The sequence below is a fragment of the Nitrospirillum viridazoti CBAmc genome, assembly GCF_000730165.1.
GTDB classification, from domain to species: Bacteria; Pseudomonadota; Alphaproteobacteria; order Azospirillales; family Azospirillaceae; genus Nitrospirillum; species Nitrospirillum viridazoti.
Genome location: NZ_CP022111.1, coordinates 319,230 through 339,893 on the forward strand (window position 1 = coordinate 319,230; position 20,664 = coordinate 339,893).

The 20,664-nt window shown below is 67.9% G+C and carries 16 protein-coding genes; 3 read left to right on the plus strand and 13 right to left on the minus strand.

The window, feature by feature from the left end; translation table 11 throughout:
- Positions 1–2: 2 nt before the first annotated feature.
- From Y958_RS14915 to Y958_RS14930, 4 genes are read right to left on the minus strand one after another with little or no spacing between them, the layout of a single operon-like run.
- A complete protein-coding gene (locus Y958_RS14915) occupies positions 3–938 on the minus strand; it encodes an electron transfer flavoprotein subunit alpha/FixB family protein (protein ID WP_088872858.1) in 936 nt (311 codons plus the stop codon).
- A 2-nt stretch (positions 939–940) separates the two neighbouring features.
- Entirely contained in the window at positions 941–1,690 is a 750-nt protein-coding gene (locus Y958_RS14920) for an electron transfer flavoprotein subunit beta/FixA family protein (RefSeq protein ID WP_088872859.1), read from the minus strand.
- Positions 1,691–1,724: 34 nt separating this feature from the next.
- Positions 1,725–2,939 carry a cytochrome P450 gene (locus tag Y958_RS14925; RefSeq protein WP_088872860.1) on the minus strand — a complete coding sequence of 405 codons (1,215 nt, stop codon included), beginning with the start codon at positions 2,937–2,939 and terminating at the stop codon, positions 1,725–1,727.
- A 6-nt stretch (positions 2,940–2,945) separates the two neighbouring features.
- On the minus strand, positions 2,946–3,917 hold the full coding sequence (locus tag Y958_RS14930; RefSeq protein ID WP_145727922.1) for an alpha/beta fold hydrolase: 972 nt from the start codon (positions 3,915–3,917) through the stop codon (positions 2,946–2,948).
- Between the two features lie 245 nt (positions 3,918–4,162).
- Here Y958_RS14930 and Y958_RS14935 point away from each other — a divergent pair, with 245 nt between their 5' ends.
- Positions 4,163–4,483 (plus strand): 2Fe-2S iron-sulfur cluster-binding protein, encoded by a 321-nt coding sequence (locus Y958_RS14935; protein WP_044560200.1) that lies wholly within the window; start codon positions 4,163–4,165, stop codon positions 4,481–4,483.
- Positions 4,484–4,539: 56 nt separating this feature from the next.
- Here the strand turns inward: Y958_RS14935 and Y958_RS14940 are convergent, their stop codons facing one another.
- The gene (locus tag Y958_RS14940; protein WP_088872862.1) at positions 4,540–5,340 is read right to left on the minus strand and encodes an SDR family NAD(P)-dependent oxidoreductase; all 801 of its coding nucleotides are present in this window, start codon (positions 5,338–5,340) and stop codon (positions 4,540–4,542) included.
- 216 nt (positions 5,341–5,556) lie between these two features.
- On the opposite strand from Y958_RS14940, the gene Y958_RS14945 reads away from it, so the two are divergent.
- Positions 5,557–6,804 (plus strand): NAD(P)/FAD-dependent oxidoreductase, encoded by a 1,248-nt coding sequence (locus tag Y958_RS14945; RefSeq protein ID WP_088872863.1) that lies wholly within the window; start codon positions 5,557–5,559, stop codon positions 6,802–6,804.
- On the opposite strand, the gene Y958_RS14950 is transcribed toward Y958_RS14945, so the two are convergent.
- From Y958_RS14950 to ptsP, 5 genes are all read right to left on the minus strand, one after another.
- Positions 6,791–8,782 (minus strand): oxidoreductase, encoded by a 1,992-nt coding sequence (locus Y958_RS14950; protein WP_088872864.1) that lies wholly within the window; start codon positions 8,780–8,782, stop codon positions 6,791–6,793. The genes Y958_RS14945 and Y958_RS14950 overlap by 14 nt on opposite strands.
- Before the next feature lie 594 nt (positions 8,783–9,376).
- Complete coding sequence (locus Y958_RS14955) at positions 9,377–10,702, minus strand: carbohydrate porin (RefSeq protein ID WP_088874006.1); 1,326 nt, start codon at positions 10,700–10,702, stop codon at positions 9,377–9,379.
- 68 nt (positions 10,703–10,770) lie between these two features.
- Positions 10,771–12,552, minus strand: a complete 1,782-nt coding sequence (locus Y958_RS14960; RefSeq protein WP_088872865.1) for a fructose-specific PTS transporter subunit EIIC — start codon at positions 12,550–12,552, stop codon at positions 10,771–10,773.
- Between the two features lie 46 nt (positions 12,553–12,598).
- A complete protein-coding gene (gene pfkB / locus Y958_RS14965) occupies positions 12,599–13,579 on the minus strand; it encodes a 1-phosphofructokinase (RefSeq protein ID WP_088872866.1) in 981 nt (326 codons plus the stop codon).
- Positions 13,576–16,107 carry a phosphoenolpyruvate--protein phosphotransferase gene (gene ptsP, locus Y958_RS14970; RefSeq protein ID WP_088872867.1) on the minus strand — a complete coding sequence of 844 codons (2,532 nt, stop codon included), beginning with the start codon at positions 16,105–16,107 and terminating at the stop codon, positions 13,576–13,578. The genes pfkB and ptsP overlap by 4 nt, the downstream gene beginning before the upstream one ends.
- 163 nt (positions 16,108–16,270) lie before the next feature.
- On the opposite strand from ptsP, the gene Y958_RS14975 reads away from it, so the two are divergent.
- Positions 16,271–17,263 carry a LacI family DNA-binding transcriptional regulator gene (locus Y958_RS14975; RefSeq protein WP_088872868.1) on the plus strand — a complete coding sequence of 331 codons (993 nt, stop codon included), beginning with the start codon at positions 16,271–16,273 and terminating at the stop codon, positions 17,261–17,263.
- Positions 17,264–17,484: 221 nt separating this feature from the next.
- On the opposite strand, the gene Y958_RS14980 is transcribed toward Y958_RS14975, so the two are convergent.
- From Y958_RS14980 to gabT, 3 genes are read right to left on the minus strand one after another with little or no spacing between them, the layout of a single operon-like run.
- Positions 17,485–17,865: a cytochrome b/b6 domain-containing protein gene (locus Y958_RS14980; RefSeq protein ID WP_338039497.1), complete on the minus strand. Its 381-nt coding sequence runs from the start codon at positions 17,863–17,865 to the stop codon at positions 17,485–17,487.
- A 3-nt stretch (positions 17,866–17,868) separates the two neighbouring features.
- Positions 17,869–19,344 carry an NAD-dependent succinate-semialdehyde dehydrogenase gene (locus Y958_RS14985; protein WP_088872869.1) on the minus strand — a complete coding sequence of 492 codons (1,476 nt, stop codon included), beginning with the start codon at positions 19,342–19,344 and terminating at the stop codon, positions 17,869–17,871.
- Complete coding sequence (gene gabT / locus Y958_RS14990) at positions 19,341–20,624, minus strand: 4-aminobutyrate--2-oxoglutarate transaminase (protein WP_088872870.1); 1,284 nt, start codon at positions 20,622–20,624, stop codon at positions 19,341–19,343. Before gabT ends, Y958_RS14985 begins: the two co-directional genes overlap by 4 nt.
- Between the last annotated feature and the right edge of the window lie 40 nt (positions 20,625–20,664).

The following is a 20,664-nucleotide window of genomic DNA, read 5'->3' on the forward strand; positions in this document are numbered from 1 at the left end:
TATCAGACCTCGGCGGTCAATTCCGGCACGGCCTTGAACAGGTCGGCGACCAGGCCGTAGTCGGCGATCTGGAAGATCGGCGCCTCCTCGTCCTTGTTGATGGCGACGATGACCTTGCTGTCCTTCATGCCGGCCAGGTGCTGGATGGCGCCCGAGATGCCCACGGCGATATAGAGCTCCGGCGCCACGATCTTGCCCGTCTGCCCGACCTGGTAGTCGTTGGGCACGAAGCCGGCGTCCACCGCAGCGCGGGATGCGCCCACGGCCGCCCCCAGCTTGTCGGCCAGGGCCTCCAGCAGGGGGAAGTTGTCGCCCGACTGCATGCCCCGGCCGCCCGAGACGATCACGCGGGCCGACGTCAGCTCCGGCCGTTCGGACTTGGACACTTCCTGGCTCACGAACTTGGACAGACCGGCGTCGGCGGCGCCAGCGGTCGCCTCGATACTGGCGCTGCCGCCGGTGGCGGCCACCGCCTCGAACGCCGTGCCGCGCACCGTCGCCACCTTCACCGGGTCGCTGGACTGCACGGTGGCGATGGCGTTGCCGGCGTAGATGGGCCGGGTGAAGGTGTCGGGGCTTTCCACACCGGTGATGTCGCTGATCTGCGCCACATCCAGCAGGACCGCGACGCGCGGCGCCACGTTCTTGCCGAAGGTGGTGCTGGGCGCCAGCACGTGGCTGTAGCCGCCGGCCTTCACCAACCCCACCACCAGCGGGGCCACGTTCTCCGCCAGGCCGTGCGCCAGCTCGGCAGCGTCCGCCGTCAGCACCTTGGCCACACCGGCGACCTGGGCGGTCGCCTCGGCCACGGCGCCCACACCCTGCCCCAGCACCAGCACATGCACATCGCCGCCCAGCTTGGCGGCCGCCCCCAGGGTGGTCAGCGTCGGGACCTTCACGCCTTCCGCAGAAGGCTCAGCGATAACAAGAGTCGTCATGGTCAGATCACCCGCGCTTCGGTCTTCAGCTTGGCCACCAGCTCCTGGACGGAGCCCACCTTCACACCGCCGGCGCGCTTCGGCGGTTCCGCCACCTTCAGCGTCTTCAGGCGCGGCGTCAGGTCTACGCCCAAGCTGGCGGCGTCCACCGTCTCCAAGGGCTTCTTCTTGGCCTTCATGATGTTGGGCAGCGAGGCGTAGCGCGGCTCGTTCAGGCGCAGGTCGGTGGTCACCACCGCCGGCAGCTTCAGCTCCACCGTCTCCAGCCCGCCGTCGATCTCGCGAGTGACAGCAATGGTACCTTCAGCCGGCACGACCTTGCTGGCGAAGGTGCCCTGGGCCCAGCCCAGCAGGGCCGCCAGCATCTGGCCGGTCTGGTTGGCGTCGTCGTCGATGGCCTGCTTGCCCAGGATGACCAGGCCCGGCTGTTCCTTTTCCGCCAGCGCCTTCAGCGCCTTGGCCACGCCCAGCGACTGCGTCTCCGCGTCATTCTGCACCAGGATGGCGCGATCCGCCCCCATGGCCAAAGCCGTGCGCAGCGTCTCCTGCGCCTGCGTCGGCCCCACGCTCACCACCACGATCTCGGTGGCCTTGCCCGCCTCTTTCAGGCGGACCGCCTCCTCAACCGCGATCTCGTCGAACGGGTTCATCGACATCTTGACGTTGGCCGTCTCCACACCCGTGCCGTCCGCCTTCACGCGAACCTTCACGTTGTAGTCAACGACCCGCTTGACCGCGACCAGCACTTTCATTCCCTTACATCCTTGGAAGTCAAACGATTGGTACTTATGCTCCTGACCAGTCCAGCATCAGGCGCGTGTAGGAAATGTTGATGCCCGGCTGGAAGGTCGGGGCACCGGCTGCCAGGCGGAAGTCGGGGATGCGGGTCAGCCACTCCTCCAGGAAAATGGTCAGTTCCGACCGTGCCAAGTTGGCGCCGACGCAGCGGTGCGGCCCCTGGCCGAAGGTGCCGACGCTGTTGATGCGGCGGGAAAAATCGACCTTCAGCGGGTCAGGATATGTCGTATCGTCGAAATTCATCATGGCCGGTGGCGCGATCACCTGGTCCCCGGCCTTCACCAGGGCCGGCCCCACCTGCTGGTCCGCCACGCATAGGCGGCCGGTCCCGGCGGTGACGGTGGGGAAGCGCCGCAGCAACTCCTCCACCACGCTGCTGATCGCCGTGGGGTTGTCGATGATCTGGCGGCGATGATCCGGATTTTCCGCCAGGAAGCGGGCGAAGAAACCCAGGGTGTTGGCCACGGAATCCAGGCCGCCGATCAGCAGCAGGGTGCACATGCTGAGCAGCTTGTCCTCCGCCATGCGGGCGCCGTCGATCTCTTGCAGCGACAGCCAGCTGATAAGGTCATCGGCGGGATTCTCGCGGCGCGCATGGACGATGGGCGCCAAATAGGCGGCCAGGCCGCGGATGACCTCCGCCTTGTTGCTGCCGGGGCGGATGATCTTCGCCACTTCCTCCAGCAGGCCCAGGCGGTGCTCCTCCGGCAGGTCGACCAGACGCAGGAAGACGATGATGGGCAGCTGGAAGGCGAAATCCGTCATGAAGTCGCAGCCGCCCTTGGGCTTCAGCCCCTCGATCAGCTCGATCGCCAGCTGCCGCACGCCCGGTGCCAGTTCCGCCACGCCCTTGCGCGACAGGGCCACCGACAGGTGGTGCCGGTATTTCGTATGGTCGGGCGGGTCCTGATGGATGGGGGTGAAGCCTTCACCGGCCGGGTTGTTGGCGCGGGGCACCACCAGCATGCGGCTGGAGAAGCTGTCGCTGTCGCGCAGGACCTGGTTCACCAGCTTGGCGTCGGCCACATACCAGTGGCCGCCGTTGTTGCGCGTCCAGAAGATGGGCGGCGCCTTGCCCTTCAGCTTGTACAGCTCCTCGAAGAAATCCGATTCCGGCGGGCCCGGGGCGTAGACGTCGTAATCGAATACCAGTTCGGGCGGCACGTGCGCCGGAACGTCCATGTTCATGGGATACACGGGCATGTGGGTTCACTCCTGAGATTGAGAGCCGGCCACCAAGCCCATGGCCCACGCGCTCAGCCTGTTCCAAAGCAAATGACGGGTGGAGGCGAAGTTGTGCATGTGCGCCATCGTTGGCGTGATGCTGAGGGTGATGTCTTGGCTGTTGGGGAAGGCGGCAGGTTCCTGGTGGGGGCGCACGCTGGTGTCACGCTCCCCAAAGCCAAGGAAGACCGGGACGCGCGTGGCCTCCGCTTCGTCAGCGACGAAGCCAGGGGACATCATGGCGACGACGCAGTTGGGAATGGTCAGGCTGCCGAAGGGTGGGGCCGTCCGTCGAATGGGATAACCGCCAGCCATGTCCGCCGCCAGGATATCGGGTGGCACGTCCTCCCAATGGAATGGATAGCGGAAATCGGCCACGCCCGCGGCTGACTCCGCAACGGAAAGGTCGGCGCCCTTGGTCTGGCGGTCATATTGATAAGTGTCGATGCCCTGCTGGACCTCTGCCGTGGTCCTTTGGGGCAGTACGGTATGGATGGCGCTGTACCCCAGGACGGCAATGGCATCGAAACAGGCGTGCCGGCCCTGCATCAGAATGCTGACACCGCCGCCCATGGATTGCCCGGCCCCAATGAAAAGGGCGTCGGGCAGAGCGGGCAGGAAGTCCGACAGCGTTCCCCGGCGTACCTGCTCCATAACCGACAGCACGGCCTTCGCATTGGCGTCGGCGATATCCTCGATCGTCATCTCGGCCAAGCCGTCGGTGCAGCTTTCGCCTACCCCCAGGTGATCATAGGCGATCACCACATGACCTTGAGACGTGTGGTGTTCCGCCTGGCTGTATCCGTGGTGACCGGGGAAGGCCATGTCGTAATAGCCACGGGCATAGCCGCCGCCAGGAGACAGGAAGAAAACCCGTCCACTGGGCGGGAGGTCGACCGGCGCGAAGACGGTCATGGCGATCCATCTCTCATCATCAACCGGGACGTTGAAATCCATGCGCCGCATCATTGTGGGCTCTTTCCTCGGTATCGTGCCCGCGATAGACCACGCGGCCGTCGGAACGCAGTAAGGGCGGAACCTGCGGGCGCGATCAAGGCAGCGGGGCAGGGGATCGTATTCTTGATGTCAGGGGGGCGGGGCTGGTGCCGCTGGGCGGATGTGGCATGGATGGAGCGTTGGCCGGCGCCGGTGTCGCCGCCGGCCGGCAATTCCACGACATCATGCTTTGAAGGACGGCCCCCATGCCCAAGATCACCTTTATCGACCCTGACGGCCACCGCCACGATCTGGAGGCTGAAGAAGGGCAGTCGGTGATGAAGGTGGCCGTCGCCCACGGCGTGCCGGGCATCGAGGCGGACTGTGGCGGGGCCTGCGCCTGCGCTACCTGCCATGTCTATGTCGATCCGGATTGGGCGGCGGCGGCCGGTTCCCCCCAAGGGGACGAGGCCGCCATGTTGGAGTTTGCGGTGGAGCCGCAGCCGACCTCGCGGCTGTCTTGCCAGATCAAGATGGGGCCGGCATTGGATGGCCTGCTGGTCCGCATTCCGCTCAGCCAGCACTGACCCTCAGCATCCACGAAGGCCCCGAGCCTGTGCGCCCGGGGCCTTTTCGTGCGCCTTCAGCTGACCAGGAATCCGCCATCGACCGCCAGCGCCTGGCCGGTGATGGCCCGGGCGGCAGGACTGGCCAGGAACAGGCAAGCGTGGGCGATATCCTCGGGCTGACCCATCATGCCCAGGGGCACGCGGCCGGGCTGCGTAATGGGGCCACCGACCTCCAGGCCGCGGGCGCGCATGTCGGCTGTCGCCTCGCGCGCGCCCTCCGTGGCGGTGCCGCCCGGCAGCACGGCGTTGACCCGGATGCCGTGGGGCCCGGCCTCCAGCGCGCTGGTCCGCGTCAGGTTGGTCAGGCCGGCCTTGCTGGCGTTATAGGCGGCGTTGTGGAAGACAACCGCCCGTTCCCCGCTGACGGAGGAGACGTTGACGATGGCGCCGCCGCGTTTGGCGGCGATCATGCGTCGCAGGCCCTCCCGCACGGTGAGGAAGGAGCCGCGCATGTTCACGGCGTGGATGCGGTCCCACTGTTCCACCGTCATGTCCAGCAGCGGGTACTTGGGGAAGATGGCGGCGGAGTGGATCAGGATGTCGACGCCGCCGAATGCCTCGGTCGCCTGGTCATAGAGGGCCTGGACCGAGGCCTCGTCGGAAATGTCGACGGCCGCGGCGATGGCGCGCCCGCCGGCGGCCGTCACCAGGTCGGCGGTCTCGCGCGCGGCGTCGGCCAGGATGTCCGCCGCCACAACGGCGGCGCCGGCCTTGGCGAAAATCTGCGCGACGGATCGGCCGATGCCGCGCGCCGCCCCCGTCACCACCGCCACCTTGCCATCAATACGGAAGGGGGTATCTGCACCGTCGGTCATTCCGTCGCCTCTCCTGATTGCCGCATCCGGGCTTTCCCGTCTGGATGTTGTCCCGGTCCTGGCCGGGCGCGACCCTCTTATTAGCCCATGTGCGGTGGTCCCGTTGGCGACGGTATGCAGACATCACACCCATGGTGGCTTGCCCCCCTGGGCTGCCACCCGCGCACGCCCTTTCTATGATGCCGTCCAAAGGGACCCGAGGGTCAGGGGGAGGACATGAGCGAGAGTTTTGTGAAGGAAACCGCTGGCGTGGTGGTCGCCGGGGCGGGCCAGGCGGCGGCGCAACTGGCCCAATCCCTGAGGCAGGGGGGCTATGGCGGGCCCGTCACGCTGGTGGGGGATGAAGGCTTTCTTCCCTATGAACGGCCGCCCCTGTCCAAGGACTATCTCGGCAACAAGCGCGATGCGGCCCAGCTACTGCTCCGCAGGCCGGAATTCTGGGCGGAGCGCCAGGTGACCTTGCGTCTGGGGCAGGCCATCGTGGCTGTCAATCGTGAGGCTTCCAACGTCACCTTGGCCGATGGCGCGATCCTTTCTTATGAATGGCTGGTCTGGGCCACCGGTGGGCGGCCTCGCCGTTTGCCGTGTCCGGGGGCTGATCTCGCCGGGGTCCATACCATCCGCACCATCGCCGATATCGATGCCCTGAAACGGGACCTCGCCCAGCCGCGCCGGGTGGTGGTGATCGGCGGCGGCTATATCGGCCTGGAAGCCGCTGCGGTGCTGCGCAGCATGGGCCTGCCGGTGACGGTGCTGGAGGCCCAGGAACGCCTGTTGGCCCGCGTGACCTCGCCCGTGGTGTCCCAATTCTTCCTGGACCTGCACCGCCGGGAGGGGGTGGACGTGCGCCTGGGCGCGGCCGTCAGGCGGCTGACGGGGACGGAACGGGTCGTGGGCGTGGAACTGGCGTCCGGCGAAATCCTCCCCGCCGACCTGGTGGTGATGGGCGTGGGCATCATCCCTAATGTCGAGGTCTTGGCCACGGCCGGCCTGTCTTGTCCCAACGGCGTGGAGGTTGACGCCCATTGCCGTACCAACGACCCCCGTATTCTGGCCATTGGTGACTGCGCCTTGCATCCCAGCGCGCACGCCGCGGTTCCCCTGCGCCTGGAATCCGTGCAGAACGCGATCGACCAGGCGAAGACGGCGGCGGCGACCATCCTTGGTGTGCCGCAGCCTTATACGGCGCTGCCCTGGTTCTGGTCGGATCAGTACGCCGTGAAGATGCAGACGGCTGGGCTCTGCCTGGGATACGACCAGGCGGTGGTGCGGGGGGACGCGTCCCGCCCGCCCTTTTCCGTGGCCTATTTGCGTGATGGTCGCCTGATCGCCGTTGATTGCCTTTCTGCGCCCAAGGACTTCATGGCTGGCAAGACCCTGATCGCCGGGCAAGCCCTCATGGACCCGGAACGGCTGGCGGATCCGGGTGTGGATCTGAAAGCCGCGCGGATCAGCACCGAATAGCCTCGGTTTGCAGGAAGCTCAGCCGCAAATCCTGGACACCGCGGTAGGCGTCGCGCACGGCCTCGCCAATCCGGGCCACCGTCCTGGCGTCGCCGATGCGGATGACCGGCACGGGAACATCCGCCAACGCGTCCGCCAAGGCCGTGTCAGGCACCAGGCCATGAGCCAGCAGCACCGCGCTGGCGGGCTGCGGCCGGGGCTCCGCGTCCCCGGTCTTCAGCATGACATGGTCGTCCTCGACGGCCGTCAGTCGCGTGTGGTCGAGAATGCGGATGGCGGTATTGGCATGCAGCCGCTTCAGCAGATGCATGCGGTACAAGGGCTCGGCATTGCGGGCCAGGAACTGGGCGCCGGATCGTGAGACCAGCAGGACATGCTGGCCCAGCTTGGCCAGATGCTCGGCTGTCTCGGTGCCGGTTTCACCGCCGCCATAGATCACGATGGGGCGATCGGCGGAGGATTGCGGCAGATGTCCTTCACCCAGCAGCACCTCGAACGCGGGGCCCGTGGAAAGCCCTTTGCTGCCTTCCAGGGGCAGGGGCGCCTGCCGGGATCCGTTGGCGAGGACGATCACGGCCGGCTGGTCATTCCGTAGCTGCTCTGCCGTGACGACAGCGCTGGTGCGGACGGTGACGCTGCTGGCCGCCAGGCGGCGCAGCAAGAAGTCCCGATACCAGAACAGCTTTTCCTTGCCCGGCGGCGTCGCCGAAGAGACCAGGTTGCCGCCCAGCGCCGCCCGTTTTTCATAGAGCGTCACCTGGAATCCTGCCTGGTCCAGCAACAGGGCCGCCGTGATCCCGCCGGGCCCGGCGCCCACGACGGCGGCCCGGTGTCCCTGCCCGAAACGGTCGATGAGCGGGTCCGTCTCATGGCCGCACCGCGGGTTCTCGGCGCAGCCCACACCCCGATTGCCGCCGGTTTCCTTGATGCACCAGTTGCAGGAGGTGCAGGGCCGGATGTCGTCCGCCTTCCCCGCCTGGGCCTTCTTCGGCCAGAGCGGATCGGCCAGCAGGGCGCGGCCTAGAGAGATGACGTCTGTGTCGCCTTGGGCGATGGCGGCCTCCGCCGCTTCCGGACGGCGGATCACGCCGGCGCAGATGACCGGCTTGCCCGTCGCCTCCCGGATGCGGCGCGCCATGGGCAAGCGCCAGCCCTCGGGCACGGACATGGGCTCGACGATGACATCAACCCGGTCCAGGGACCCGCATGAGATGTCGATGGCATCGACGCCGGCCTCGCAGAGCCTGGGCGCGATGCGCTCGCCATCCTCGATGGTGAGCCCGCCCTCGATGAAGTCCGATACCGACAGGCGATAGAGCAACGGCCTGTCGCCGATGGCGGCCCGCACGGCGCGGATGACCTCAAGGGGGAAGCGCAGCCGGCGCTCGAAGTCACCGCCCCATTCGTCGTTCCGCTGGTTCACCAGCGGGGACAGAAACTGCTGCAGCAGATAACCGTGGGCGCCGTGCAGCATGACCGCGTCGTATCCGGCCTGAACCGCCATGGCGGCCGCAGCGGCATAACGCTGGATCAGGCGCTCCATCTCATGAGCCTCGAGGGCCCGGGGCGTGGCGTTGAGATACGGGGACTTGAGCGGCACGGCCGACGGCGCGACGGGCTGGCGGCCGATTACCGACTCTCTCGACTGCCGGCCGGCGTGGCTGAGCTGAACGCAGGCACGCGCACCCGCCGACTGGATGGCAGCGGCCAGCTTGCCATGCCCCGTGCGAAAGAAGGGCGTATCCAGCCTCAACTGAGGGGCCAGAGAGCTGAAGCCGTCGTGGCCATCTACGCAGGTGAATTCCACCACCACCATGCCCACCCCGCCCAGTGCCCGTTCCCGGTAGTAAGCAATCAGCTCCGGCGACACGGAACCGTCGGCGTTACCGAGATGGCTTTCCATCGGCGCCATCATCAGCCGGTTTTTCAGCTGGAGGTTCCGAATGGAGAAGGACGAGAACAGGTTTGGATAGTTCATGGGAAATTCCTCCAGTGGCGCTCTCTGGGCGTCTCGCTGAGAGGGTAGGCGGATATATCAGCATGGATAATACCCGGTGGATAAAATACACAATTTCGTTTCGTTAAAAATATTGTTTAAAGATGCTGGGAGCTGTTCGTTATTTCGAAAATATGCGTGATCACTCCATTGTCGGATGATCGTCTTCGTGCCGAGCGGTCCTGGACGCTGGATGTGCTTATCTTTAAGGGAATGGAGCCCCAGGGGCACGAGTTTGGTCGCACACGTTTACTGCCGGCGGAAAAGCGCCAAGTCGCCCCAGGTGTATATCCGGCGCGACCTCGGTGTTCGGGCCCAGGGGCTGATGGTGCAGTGGCCCCATAGTGTGAACCGGCGCCGAAAGGGAGCCCCCGAGCTTGTTCGCACTGAACAGCCTCACAAATCAGCAGAAATTGTGTTTAAGGCGGGGCCCCAACCAGCGCCGGACAGGACCTTGCTCTTTATCACTTTCTTAAGCTATTTCAGCGCGTTGCCTCGCTTTTTCCAAGAGGCCCACTTCGATGCCGGTTCACAGGCCAGTCGCTGCTGTCGCAGACAAGGGGCTCTATCGGGGCGCTAGCGTCCCCGCAGGAGCGCCGCGAGGTCCAAGTCGAACCGCAAGCCGATGACGAAAGCGTCCGGGGCGTCGCGCAGGCGGGCGGGGTCGCTGAACTGGTCTGGATGGATGACATATTGCAGGTTGGGCTGGATGCGAACGGCGCGGGCCAGTTGCACGCCGTAGCTCAGCTCCATCATGATCTGGTCGTCCGCCGGTGTGCCGCTGCCGCCAGCCGCCGCGCGGGCCAGGCGCAGGGCCTCCAGGGCGTCGTGGCTGTACTTCTGCTGGTTCACGACGAAGCCGATGGTATCGTCGTCGCGCCCCGCGAAGGTGCCGCGTTGGACCAAGCCCAATTCCAGGAAATGGTCTTCGATCAGCCGGCCACTCGTGCCCGTCATCGCCACGCCGAACAAGGTCAAGCCCCGCTGCGACGTGTCGTCGGGGCGCAGCACCATCTGTTCGAAACGGAAGAACACGCCCGATCGGCCGTTCAGGGTGGCGTTGGGCTGGCCGCTGACCACGGCGGCACGTCCGCTCGCGTCGCGGAGCGGGTCGGTATAATCGGCGCCATCGTACCAGCCGCCGACTTCGTATTTGCGGGGCAGGCGGTCGTTGTCAAACGTCGTCTGATACCCCAGCGCCATCGGCGCGATGGCGCCTGTGGCGGTGGCCGTGCCCCAATCAAAGCCATGCTCGGTGCTGGACTGGTGGCTGGGGTTCACTTCGTAGGCACCGACATGCAGATAGACCGTCGGTGTCAGCCAGGCGGTGGCGTGGGCACCCCAGCTGGATACCGGCCACCAGGTGAAGCTGCTGGTTTTGAAGACGAAGGTGGGGTTGCCGCAGGCGGAGTTGATCTGGAAATTGGCGCAGAGCGCTGACCCGAGGAAACTGATGTTAGCCACCGTGCGCCCACCCTCCACCACCAGGCGGCCGTCCAGCAGGGACTGTTCCACCGTGAAGCGGGCCAGGCGCGTGTTCTGCGCGCCATAAATCTCCTGCAGCGAGGTGGTGCTGCCCAGATACTGGGCCGCCAGGTTGCTGCCGTGGCGGTTCACCGCGGCGACATGCAAGGTGCTCCCACTCCAGTCCAGGGCATTGGTCAGGTTCACGTCCGCGCCCAGCAGAATTTGGCCAGCGTAGGCCGCTCCCTGGCGCATGCCGCCACTGGGATTGGCCGCTGCCTCGCCCGTGTAGCTGGCCAGCCAGTCGATGGTCTCGCCCGTGCCTGGTTCGGCGGCCAGGGCGGCACCGGACAGCATCATGGCCAGGACGGCTACTGGAAACGTTTCCACAACGGGGCGCAAAAATGGATTGGGCACCGAAGGTGCGATGTGACGCATGATCATCCCTCCCTGGGTTCTTCTGGGTACGGCCTTGTGGCGGCCATGTTGTTTGGTGGCTCGGGTCTTCAGACCGGATGCTTCAGGATGCGCAGGGCGACGGCCGTGACCCCGGCACCGATGGCCAGCGCCGCGATATAGCCGCCGACATGACTGACGGCGTTGGGGATGGGCAGCACGAACACGCCACCGTGGGGCACCCGCAGTTCCGCGCCGATGGCCATGGAAATGGCGCCCGCCACGGCGGATCCCGCCACCAGGGCGGGGATGACCCGCAGCGGATCGCGGGCGGCGAAGGGGATGGCCCCCTCGGTCACAAAGGCCAGACCCAGCACCGCCGCGGCGCCGCGTGTCTCCCGCTCCTCCGCCGTGAAGCGGTTGGCGAACACTTGGGCGGCCAAGGCCAGGCCCAAGGGCGGGGTCATGCCGGCGACCATGGCCGCCGCCATCGGGGTGTAGACCTGGCTGGCGATCAGGCCCGTGGAAAAGGCGTAGGCCGCCTTATTGATGGGGCCGCCCATGTCGAAGGCCATCATGCCGCCGATCAGGACGCCCAGCAGGATGGCGCTGCTGCCCTGCATGCCCTTCAGCCAGGTGGTCAGGGCGGCCAGCGCGCCGGCCGTCGGCCCGCCCACGACATAGATCATCAGCAGGCCCGTCAGCAAGGTGCCCAGCAAGGGCAGGATCAGCACCGGTTTCAGGCCCTCCAGGGTCCGGGGCAAGCGGATATGGCGGTTCAGGAAGGCGGTGCCGTAGCCGGCGATGAACCCGGCCAGGATGCCCCCCAGAAAGCCCGCCTGAAGATTGGCCGCCACCATGCCGCCGATCATGCCGGGCGCGATGCCCGGCCGGTCGGCGATGGAATGGGCGATGTAGCCCGCCAGCACGGGCACGATCAGCACGAACGCCCCTTTGGCCCCAACCTGGAACAGGGCGTAGGCCAGCGTGCCCTTGTGGGCGTCGTCATAGGCGTAGATGCCGCCCAACGCGAAGGCCAGCGCGATCAACAGGCCCCCCGCCACCACGAACGGCAGCATGAAGGAAACACCGGTCATGAGATGCTTATAGGGGCCCGTGCGCCCGCCGCGTCCGGCCTTCGCCCCGGCGACGGCTTGCGGCGAAGGGCCTCCGGCGCGCCCCTCGTCCGGCGCGCCGTCCTCCGCCTCGGCCAGGGGTGTCGCTTCCGCCAGGGCCCGCTGGATAAGGCCGGCGCCATCGGAGATCGCGGGTTTGGTGGCTGACTGGAACACCCGCTTGCCGGCGAAGCGGCCCAGATCCACTTGGCGGTCCGCAGCGATGATGACGATGTCGGCGGCGGCGATCTCGTCATCCGTCAGGCCGTCGCGGGCCCCGACCGATCCTTGCGTCTCCACGCGGATGATATGCCCCAGTGTCTTGGCACCCTGCTGCAGGCCCTCGGCCGCCATGAAGGTGTGGGCGATGCCCGTCGGGCAGGAGGTGATGGCCACGATGTGTCGTGGACCCTCGGCTTTCGACGGTGCGGCGGCCTGGTCCCGCTTGACCCGATGCGGCTTGGCCGATTCCGGTTCAGCCAGGACCAGCAGGCCCAAGGCAGCGGCGGGGTCGGCCAGGACGGCCTCGATGCTGGTGCTGTGGTAGGGCAGCGCTCCGAAGCGGTCTGCGTCCAGGATGCCCGATCCCACCAGGAGAACGGCGTGCGCGTCCTGAATCTGCGCCGGTTCCAACGCGCTCAGGACGCCCTGCCCGGTGCGCACCTCCACGGCGATGGCATGGCCCCCGTTGGTGGCGGCCCTGCGCAGGGCCTCCGCCGCCAGCAGGGCGTGGATGGTCATTTCGCCGGCGCCGATTACAGCCAACAGTGCGGACATGGTTCCTCCCCGGGGGCGGGTCTTCGGCCCGCCCGCCCTTCATCCTTCAGTGCGGCGCATGCGTCGCGGTGGTTGATGCCCAATCATCGGCGGGTGTCATCGTGACGTGGTCGGCCAGGGCCCGGACGATTTCCACCCCTGGTAGGTTGGGGCCGGCGCGGCCCAACTTGGCCACGGCGAACCCCGTCGCCAGGCGGGCGACTGCCTCCAATCCCAAGCCGGCATGCAGCCCGGCCGCCAGCCCGGCCACCATGGCGTCACCGGCGCCCACGGTGCTGCTGCCCCGCACCTCAGGGGCTTGGGCGTGCAGGGCGGTGCCGGCGTCCACGAGCAGGGCGCCGCCGGCGCCCAAGGACACGACCACCAGGGGGATGCCATGCCCTTGCAGGTGCCGCGCCGCCGCCAGCAAGTCGGGCGGAGCCAAGGGCCGGCCGGCCCAGCCTTCCAACTCATGTCGGTTGGGCTTCACGCAGTGGGGCAGGACGTCGGCGGCCAGGGCCCGTGCCAGCGGCTCCCCGCTGCTGTCCAGGACAACGCGGGCGCCGGCATGGGCGAGGCCGGCCACCATGCGGGCATAGGTGTCGGGGGGCAATCCATCGGGCAGGCTGCCGGCCAGCACCACCAAAGTGCCGGGGCCGACGGATTCCTCGAGATAGGCCTGGATCCGCTCCACCGTTTCCGGGGTTGCCACCAAGCCTGGCAGGTTGATATCCGTGGTGCGACCGTCGTGGCGATCCAGCAGCTTGATGTTGGTGCGGGTCTCGCCGGGCACGCGCAAGAAGCGGTCGAGGATGCCCTTGGCGGCGAACAGCGCCTCGAACGGGGCGGTGTTGTCGATGCCCAGCAGCCCGGTGGCGGCCACATGCAGGCCCCAGTCGGCCAGGCAGGAGGCCACGTTCACGCCCTTGCCACCGGCATTGTGGCGTACGGCCACGGCTCGATGCACATGGCCTGGCCGCAAGTCGTCGAGGGTGACGGTCTCGTCGATCGCCGGGTTCAGGGTGACGGTGTGCAGATCAATGCTCATGCCATGCCTCCTTCCAGCGCCCGCACGTCCTCGGCGGCCTCGCAAGCCAAGGCCTGGGCCGCCAGCGCGTGCAACGCCGTCAACTCGCTGTCGCGCAGGCGCGCCTTCACGGCCGGCACCTCCCGCGGGGTCATCGACAGTTCCTGCACGCCCAGGCCGGTCAGCAGGGCGGCGCCGAAGGGGTCTCCGGCGATGCCGCCGCAGACGCCAACCCAGCGGTCATGCTTGGCCGCCCCCGCCACGGTGGCCTGAATCAGCCGCAGCACGGCGGGATGCAGGCTATCCGCCTGCGCGGCCAACTGTGGGTTCTGGCGATCGATGGCCAGGGTGTACTGGGTCAGATCGTTGGTGCCGATGGAGAAGAAGTCGGCGTGGCGGGCCAGGCTTTCGGCCTGAAGGGCCGCGGCGGGGACCTCGATCATGATGCCCAGCGGCACCGCCGGCGCCTCGACCTCGGCCCGGATGCGCTCGCTGACTGTGCGCAGGGCGACGATCTCGGCCGCCGTGGTGATCATGGGGAACATGATGGACAGGCTGGCGCCCGCGCGCGCCGCGCGGTACAGGGCGCGCAACTGCGGCTCCAGCAGATCGGGGCGGCGCAGCAGCAGCCGGGCCCCGCGCACCCCCAGGAAGGGGTTTTCCTCATGCGGCAGGTTCAGATGGGCCACCTGCTTGTCGCCGCCGATATCCAGGGCGCGGACGATCAGCGGCCGGTTGCCCAGGGCCACCGCCATGGCGCGATAGATGTCGAACTGTTCGTCCTCGCTGGGGCTTTCGCCCCTTTCCAGAAACAGGAACTCAGTGCGCATCAAGCCGACGCCCTCCGCACCCTGCGACAGGGCGAAGGCCGCCTGGTCGGGCAGGTTGATGTTCGCCCCGATGGACACGGTGTGGCCGTCGCGGGTGCGCGCGGGCAGGGCGCGGGCCTCCGCTTCACGGGCACGGGCCTCCGCCTTGACCGCCAGCCATTGCCGGGCGGATGCCAGGTCGGCGTCGCTCGGCTCCAAGTACAGTCGTCCCGACTGGCCATCCAGGATGGCGCTGGTGCCATCCGCCAGTTCCAGCAGGGCAGCACCACCCCCAACCAGGGCCGGTAGGCCCAGTGTGCGGGCCAGGATGGCGGTGTGTGAGGTGGGGCCGCCCGAAGCCGTGGCCAAGCCCACCACACGGGCCGGGTCCAGGCCAGCGGTGTCCGAGGGGGACAGGTCCGGCGCCACCAGGATGCAGGGTGTGTCGGGCAGGTCGAGCAGCGAGTTGGCGCGCAAGGAGGGGTCGATATGCCCCAGGACACGGCGCCCCACGTCGCGCAGATCGGCGGCGCGGGCGGCCAGGACCGGATTGCCCAGCGCGGCCAACCGGCTGGCCATGCGATCCACCGTCTGATTCCAGGCCCAGGCCACGCCATGACCGTCCACCATCAACTGGCAGGCCAGGGTGATCAGGTCGGTGTCGTTCAACAACTCCGCCTGGGCTTTGAAAATGCCGGCGTCGGCCGCACCCAGCCGGCGGGCGGTGTCATCGGCCAGCGCTTTGAGTTGTTGGCGCGTGCGGCTCAACGCCTCTTGCAATAGGCTGCCCCCCTCCGCCAGGGCGGCGGGATTGTCCGGCACCACCGGGTCCGCCGCCTTCAGCACATGCAGCGGGCCGATGGCCAGTCCTGGCGCCGCCGGCACGCCGCCAATGGCGGTCAGCGGCGCCGGGGGCGTCCAGCCGGTGCGGGGCGTCTGGCGGGCGCGGCTGGCCGCCAGGGCCGCATCCATCTTTTCCTGGGCGCTCAGGCCGGTGATGGCTTGCCGCATGGCCGCCAGCGCCCCTGCGGCATCACCGCCGGCGGCGGACACCACCACCGTGTCATCGGCGCGCAGGCCCAGTTGCAGGAGGGCGATCAGGTTCTTGGCATCCGCCGCTTGGTCGCCATGGCGGACCCGGATCTGGGCAGCGAAGCGGCGGGCGGTGTCCACCCAGTGGGCGGCTGGCCGGGCGTGCAGGCCGCTGGGATAATCCACCGTCCAGTCGAAACCGGGCGCGAGATCACCCACCGGCGCATCGGCCGCGTTTTCGTCCGTGCGCCCGACCAGGGCCGTGTCGCGGCCCAGGGCGGCCGCGATCTCGCCGGCATCGGTCGTCACCAACAGACGCTCCAACCGGTCGCTGTCCTGGATCAGGCGGGTCAGGCGGCGCAGGATGGTGATGTGCGCGTCGGACTGGGCGGCAATGGCGACCACGAGGCGCGCGCGTTGCCCGGCGTTCCACTCCACGCCGTCAGGGACCTGCAGGATGGCCAGGCCGTTGCGGCGGACCAGGTGGCGATCCTCCCCCAGGCCGTGGGGAATGGCGACGCCCTGGCCCAGGAAGGTGTTGGCCACCTCTTCCCGCCGGACCATGCTTTGTTCATAGGCGGGATCGACGCACCCGGCGGCGACCAGCAGCTGTGCCGCCTCGCCAATGGCGTCACGCTTTCCAGCCGGACGCGCGCCGAGGCGGATCAACTCGCGGGGCAGCAGGTCGCTCTCAACGGCGAAGGGCATTCTCGGAACCTCCCGAATTCATTCTTGCGCTTAGTGGTAACGTTTCCACAAAAATTGTCAAAGGGAATCCCCAGGGAGCGTCTGGGCGTATGCGCCGTATTCCCTTTGAACGCGCGCTGGAAGGCTTTAGACTGGCGCAAAATAACTGGAAACGATTGCGAACATGACGGTCAACATCAAGGACGTCGCCCGGGTTGCCGGTGTATCGGTTTCCACCGTGTCCCGCGCCTTGGGGGAGGGACCGGTCAGCGCTGAGGTGCGGGAACAGGTGCAGGCGGCGGTACGCGCGACCGGTTACAAGCCCAACCTGTCGGCGCGGCGGCTGCGCTCGCAACGCACCCAGACCATCGGCTTGATCGTCGCCGACATCCGCAACCCCTTCTTCACCGCCGTCGGCCGGGCGGTGGAGGACGCGGCCTACCGCGCCGGCATGCGGGTTATCCTGTGCAACACCGATGAGGACCCCGCGCGCGAGGCGCTTTACCTGACCCTGATGCAGGAAGAACGGGTGACGGGGCTGATTTTCGCCCCGACCCGCGCCACCCTTGATCGGTTACAGGCCGATGCCCTGGATTTTCCCATGGTGCTGATCGACCGCGCCGGTCCGGGCGGGCAATTTGACACCGTGTTGCTGGACAATCGCGAGGCCAGCGCCACCCTGGTCGATCATCTGGTGTCCCGGGGGTACACCCGCATCGGCGGCCTGTTCGGTGCCACCAGCACCACCGGCGTCGAACGGCGCGACGGCTATCTGGCAGCCATGGCGGCCCGGGGCTTGGCGGGGGAGGCGCGCTTCGTACCGCCGTCGGCGGAGGCCGCCGAAAACGCCGCCGCCGCCTGGCTGCGCCAACCCGACCGGCCTCAGGCCCTGCTGGTCAGCAATGGGCTGTTCCTCACCGGCGTGGTGAAGGCGGCCCGCACCTTGGGGTTGCGCATCCCCCAGGACATCGCCGTCGCGGGATTTGACAATGAACCCTGGACGGAGTTGGTTGAACCGGGCCTGACCGTCATCGAGCAGCCGGTCGAAACCATAGGCCGTGAGGCCATGACCCTGTTGTTCCAGCGCCTGAGGACCCCGGACGCTCCGACGCGCAAAGTGGTGCTGTCCGGCCGTTGCGTCGCCCGGGGGTCGACGGCCGCCCTGCCGCGCACGTGATGGAGGCCGCCGGCCCGCGCCGGATCGCGCGCTTGCGCCCAATCACATATAAACCATTCCCTATACGACGCAGCGGCGCCGAGCCTGCCTCTTGAAGTATAAAATCGGCGTGATCACATGGCCCTGCGGATTTTAGAATAATCAGGCAGTTGATGTGCTGATCGGCCCCCAAACCCCATCTGGTTCACCTAAGGCAGGGGCTTCACGCAGGCCGTGGCGCCTCAGGCCCGCTTGCGCCCGGTGACCATGGCGCGGACCAGGTTTTCCCGGTGCAGTCTGCTGGACAGGACCACGCCGCCGATGTGCAGGGCCACCAGGATGAGGGTCACCGTGGCCGCCGCGCCGTGGATGTCCTCCATCGCGTCCTCTCCCAGAACGCCGCCACCCGTATCCAGAACGATGCCGGTGGCCACGGTCAGGAGCAGGCTGGCCAGAAGCGCCACGATCATGGCGCCGCCCGCCGGGTTGTGGCCCACATACCTGTTGAACGGCGTGTAGCTTGGATGCCGATCGGCATGGTATCCATTTGATTCTATTGAAGTCCGTAGGATCGCTGGGCCTCGCCGATTTACACCGGGGGGCCCACTTCGGTGCTGATGCACATTCTAAATGGCGCCGACACAGACGTATTTGAGATCCAGATACTCCTCGATGCCGTGGTGCGACCCTTCACGGCCCAGGCCGGACTCCTTGAAGCCGCCGAAAGGGGCCACCTCCGTGGAGATGCTGCCCGTGTTGATGCCGACCATACCGTATTCGAGCGCTTCGGATACCCGCCAGAAGCGGGCGAGGTCGCGGGTATAGGCGTAGGCGGCCAAGCCGGCGGCGGTTTGGTTGGCCAGGACCATGGCCTCGTCCTCATGGGTGAAGCGCTGCAAGGCCGCGACGGGGCCGAAGGTTTCCTCCGTCGCGATCTTCATGGCCGGGGTTAGGCCCGTCAGCACCGTGGGGGCAAAGAAGTTGCCGGTCCTGTCCACCCGCCGGCCGCCGGTCATCAGAATGGCGCCCTGGGCCAAGGCGTCTTCCACATGGCTTTCGACTTTGGCCAGGGCGCCACCGTTGATCAGGGGGCCTTGATCGCTGGGGCCGGCCAGGCCATCACCCACGACCAAGGCCGCTGTCCGGGTCGCCAGCCGCTCCGCGAAGGCGTCATGGATGCCGTCCTGCACCAGCAGGCGGTTGGCGCAGACGCAGGTCTGGCCGGTGTTGCGGAATTTTGCCAACAGGGCGCCTTCCACGGCCGCGTCCAGGTCGGCATCATCGAAGACGATGAAGGGCGCGTTGCCCCCGAGTTCCATGGAGACGCGCTTCATGGTGCCAGCCGCTGCCGCCGTCAGCCGCTTGCCCACGGCGGTGGAGCCGGTGAAGGTCAGCTTGCGTACCCGGCCGTCCGCCAGCCAGGTGTCGCCGATGGCCGGCGCGTCGCCGCACAGGATGTTCAGGACACCCGCCGGCACGCCGGCCTCCTCCGCCAGGACGGCCAGGGCCAGCGCGCTCAGCGGCGTCAGCTCAGATGGCTTCAGCACCACGGTGCAGCCGGCCGCCAGCGCCGCGCCCACCTTGCGGGTGATCATGGCGGTGGGGAAGTTCCACGGGGTGATGGCAGCCACCACCCCCACCGGCTGGCGGGTCACCAGGATGCGGGCGTCGGCACGGTGGGCGGGAATGGTCTCGCCATAGATGCGCTTGGCCTCTTCCCCGAACCATTCCAGGAAGCTGGCGGCATAGGCGATTTCCCCCTTCGCCTCAGCCAGGGGCTTGCCTTGCTCTGCCGTCAGCAGGCGGGCCAGGTCATTGGCATGCGCCGTCATCAGGTCGAACCACCGGCGCAGGATGGCGGCCCGCTCCTTGGCCGTGCGCTTGCGCCAGGCGGGAAACGCCCCGGCCGCGGCGTCGACAGCCGCCCGGGCGTCCTCCCGGCCCGATCGGCGCACGTGGCCCAGGGTTCGGCCGGTGGCGGGGTTGGAGACCGCCACCAAGTCGCCCTCCGGCGCCAGCCAACGGCCGCCGATATAGGCCCCGTCGCGCAACAGGTCGGGGCGTTTCAGCGCCAGGCGCCGCTTTTCGGCGTCGGCGTTCATGGCGTCACCGCCAGGGCCCGGGCCAGGATGTCCAGGCCGGCGTCCAGCTCGGCATCGGGAATGGTCAGGGGCGCCAGAATGCGGATCACGTTGCCGTGAACCCCGCAGGACAGCAGGATCAGGCCCAGGTCCAGCGCCCGCGCCGTGACCTGGCGGGTGGCGTCGGCGTCCGGGTCCACGCCGCCGCGCTCCTTGAAAATCTCGAAGGCCACCATGGCGCCGGGGCCCCGAATGGCGCCGATAGGCAGGATGTCGTTGCGCTCCCGCACCGATTCCAGCCGGGCCTTGATACGCCCACCGATGGCATCGGCGCGCGCCAGCAGCCCTTCCTCCTCAATGACGTCCAGCACGGCCAGGGCGGCGGAGCAGGCCACGGGATTGCCGCCATAGGTGCCGCCCAGGCCGCCGGGCGCCACCTTGTCCATAATGGCGGCCCGGCCGATGACGCCGGACAAGGGGAAGCCGCCGGCCAGCGACTTGGCGATGGTGACTAGGTCCGGCTCCACGCCGGCATGCTCGATGCCGAACATGCGCCCGGTGCGACCGAAGCCCGCCTGCACCTCATCGGCGATCAGCAGGATGCCATGGGCGTCGCACAGGCGGCGCAGGTCGCGCAGCAGTTCCGGCGGTGCCGGATTGAAGCCGCCTTCGCCTTGCACCGGTTCCAGGATGAAGGCGGCCACGCGCTCCGGCTCCACATCGGCCCGGAACAGGAAATCCAGCGCCTTCAGGGTGTCGGCGACGGTGATGCCGTGGTGCGGTATCGGGAAAGGCAGGTGCCACACCTCCGGCGGCATCGGCCCTGCGTCCTTCTTGTAGGGATTGACCTTGCCGGTCAGGGCGGAGGTCATGAGCGTGCGGCCGTGGAAGGCGCCGGTGAAGGCGATGACGCCGCTGCGCCCGGTGGCGACGCGGGCGATCTTGACGGCGTTCTCCACCGCCTCGGCGCCCGTGGTGAAGAACACGGTCTTGGCCGGGCCGCTGAACGGGGCCAGCGCGTTCAGGCGCTCCGCCAAGGCGACGTAAGGCTCGTAGGCCGCCACCTGGAAGGCGCTGTGGGTGAACCGCTCCATCTGCGCGGCGGCGGCGGCCATGACCCGGGGATGCCGGTGGCCGGTGTTCAGCACGGCGATGCCGCCCGCGAAGTCGATATAGCGCCGGCCGTCGACATCCCACAGCAGGGAATTGTCGGCGCGGTCTGCATAAATGGCGGTGGCATGGGCCACGCCGCGCGGCACGGCTTTGGTGCGGCGGGCGAGAAGGTCGGCGTTACGGGACATGATGGGGTGTCCTCCGCGGCGAGGGTAGGGGGCGGCGATC

Excerpts from the sequence above, each read along its gene's own strand:
- Y958_RS14915 (WP_088872858.1), bottom strand. The coding sequence starts at position 938 with ATGACGACTCTTGTTATCGCTGAGCCTTCTGCGGAAGGCGTGAAGGTC.
- Y958_RS14920 (WP_088872859.1), bottom strand. The coding sequence starts at position 1,690 with ATGAAAGTGCTGGTCGCGGTCAAGCGGGTCGTTGACTACAACGTGAAG.
- Y958_RS14925 (WP_088872860.1), bottom strand. The coding sequence starts at position 2,939 with ATGCCCGTGTATCCCATGAACATGGACGTTCCGGCGCACGTGCCGCCC.
- Y958_RS14930 (WP_145727922.1), bottom strand. The coding sequence starts at position 3,917 with ATGGATTTCAACGTCCCGGTTGATGATGAGAGATGGATCGCCATGACC.
- Y958_RS14935 (WP_044560200.1), top strand. The coding sequence starts at position 4,163 with ATGCCCAAGATCACCTTTATCGACCCTGACGGCCACCGCCACGATCTG.
- Y958_RS14940 (WP_088872862.1), bottom strand. The coding sequence starts at position 5,340 with ATGACCGACGGTGCAGATACCCCCTTCCGTATTGATGGCAAGGTGGCG.
- Y958_RS14945 (WP_088872863.1), top strand. The coding sequence starts at position 5,557 with ATGAGCGAGAGTTTTGTGAAGGAAACCGCTGGCGTGGTGGTCGCCGGG.
- Y958_RS14950 (WP_088872864.1), bottom strand. The coding sequence starts at position 8,782 with ATGAACTATCCAAACCTGTTCTCGTCCTTCTCCATTCGGAACCTCCAG.
- Y958_RS14955 (WP_088874006.1), bottom strand. The coding sequence starts at position 10,702 with ATGCGTCACATCGCACCTTCGGTGCCCAATCCATTTTTGCGCCCCGTT.
- Y958_RS14960 (WP_088872865.1), bottom strand. The coding sequence starts at position 12,552 with ATGTCCGCACTGTTGGCTGTAATCGGCGCCGGCGAAATGACCATCCAC.
- pfkB (WP_088872866.1), bottom strand. The coding sequence starts at position 13,579 with ATGAGCATTGATCTGCACACCGTCACCCTGAACCCGGCGATCGACGAG.
- ptsP (WP_088872867.1), bottom strand. The coding sequence starts at position 16,107 with ATGCCCTTCGCCGTTGAGAGCGACCTGCTGCCCCGCGAGTTGATCCGC.
- Y958_RS14975 (WP_088872868.1), top strand. The coding sequence starts at position 16,271 with ATGACGGTCAACATCAAGGACGTCGCCCGGGTTGCCGGTGTATCGGTT.
- Y958_RS14985 (WP_088872869.1), bottom strand. The coding sequence starts at position 19,344 with ATGAACGCCGACGCCGAAAAGCGGCGCCTGGCGCTGAAACGCCCCGAC.
- gabT (WP_088872870.1), bottom strand. The coding sequence starts at position 20,624 with ATGTCCCGTAACGCCGACCTTCTCGCCCGCCGCACCAAAGCCGTGCCG.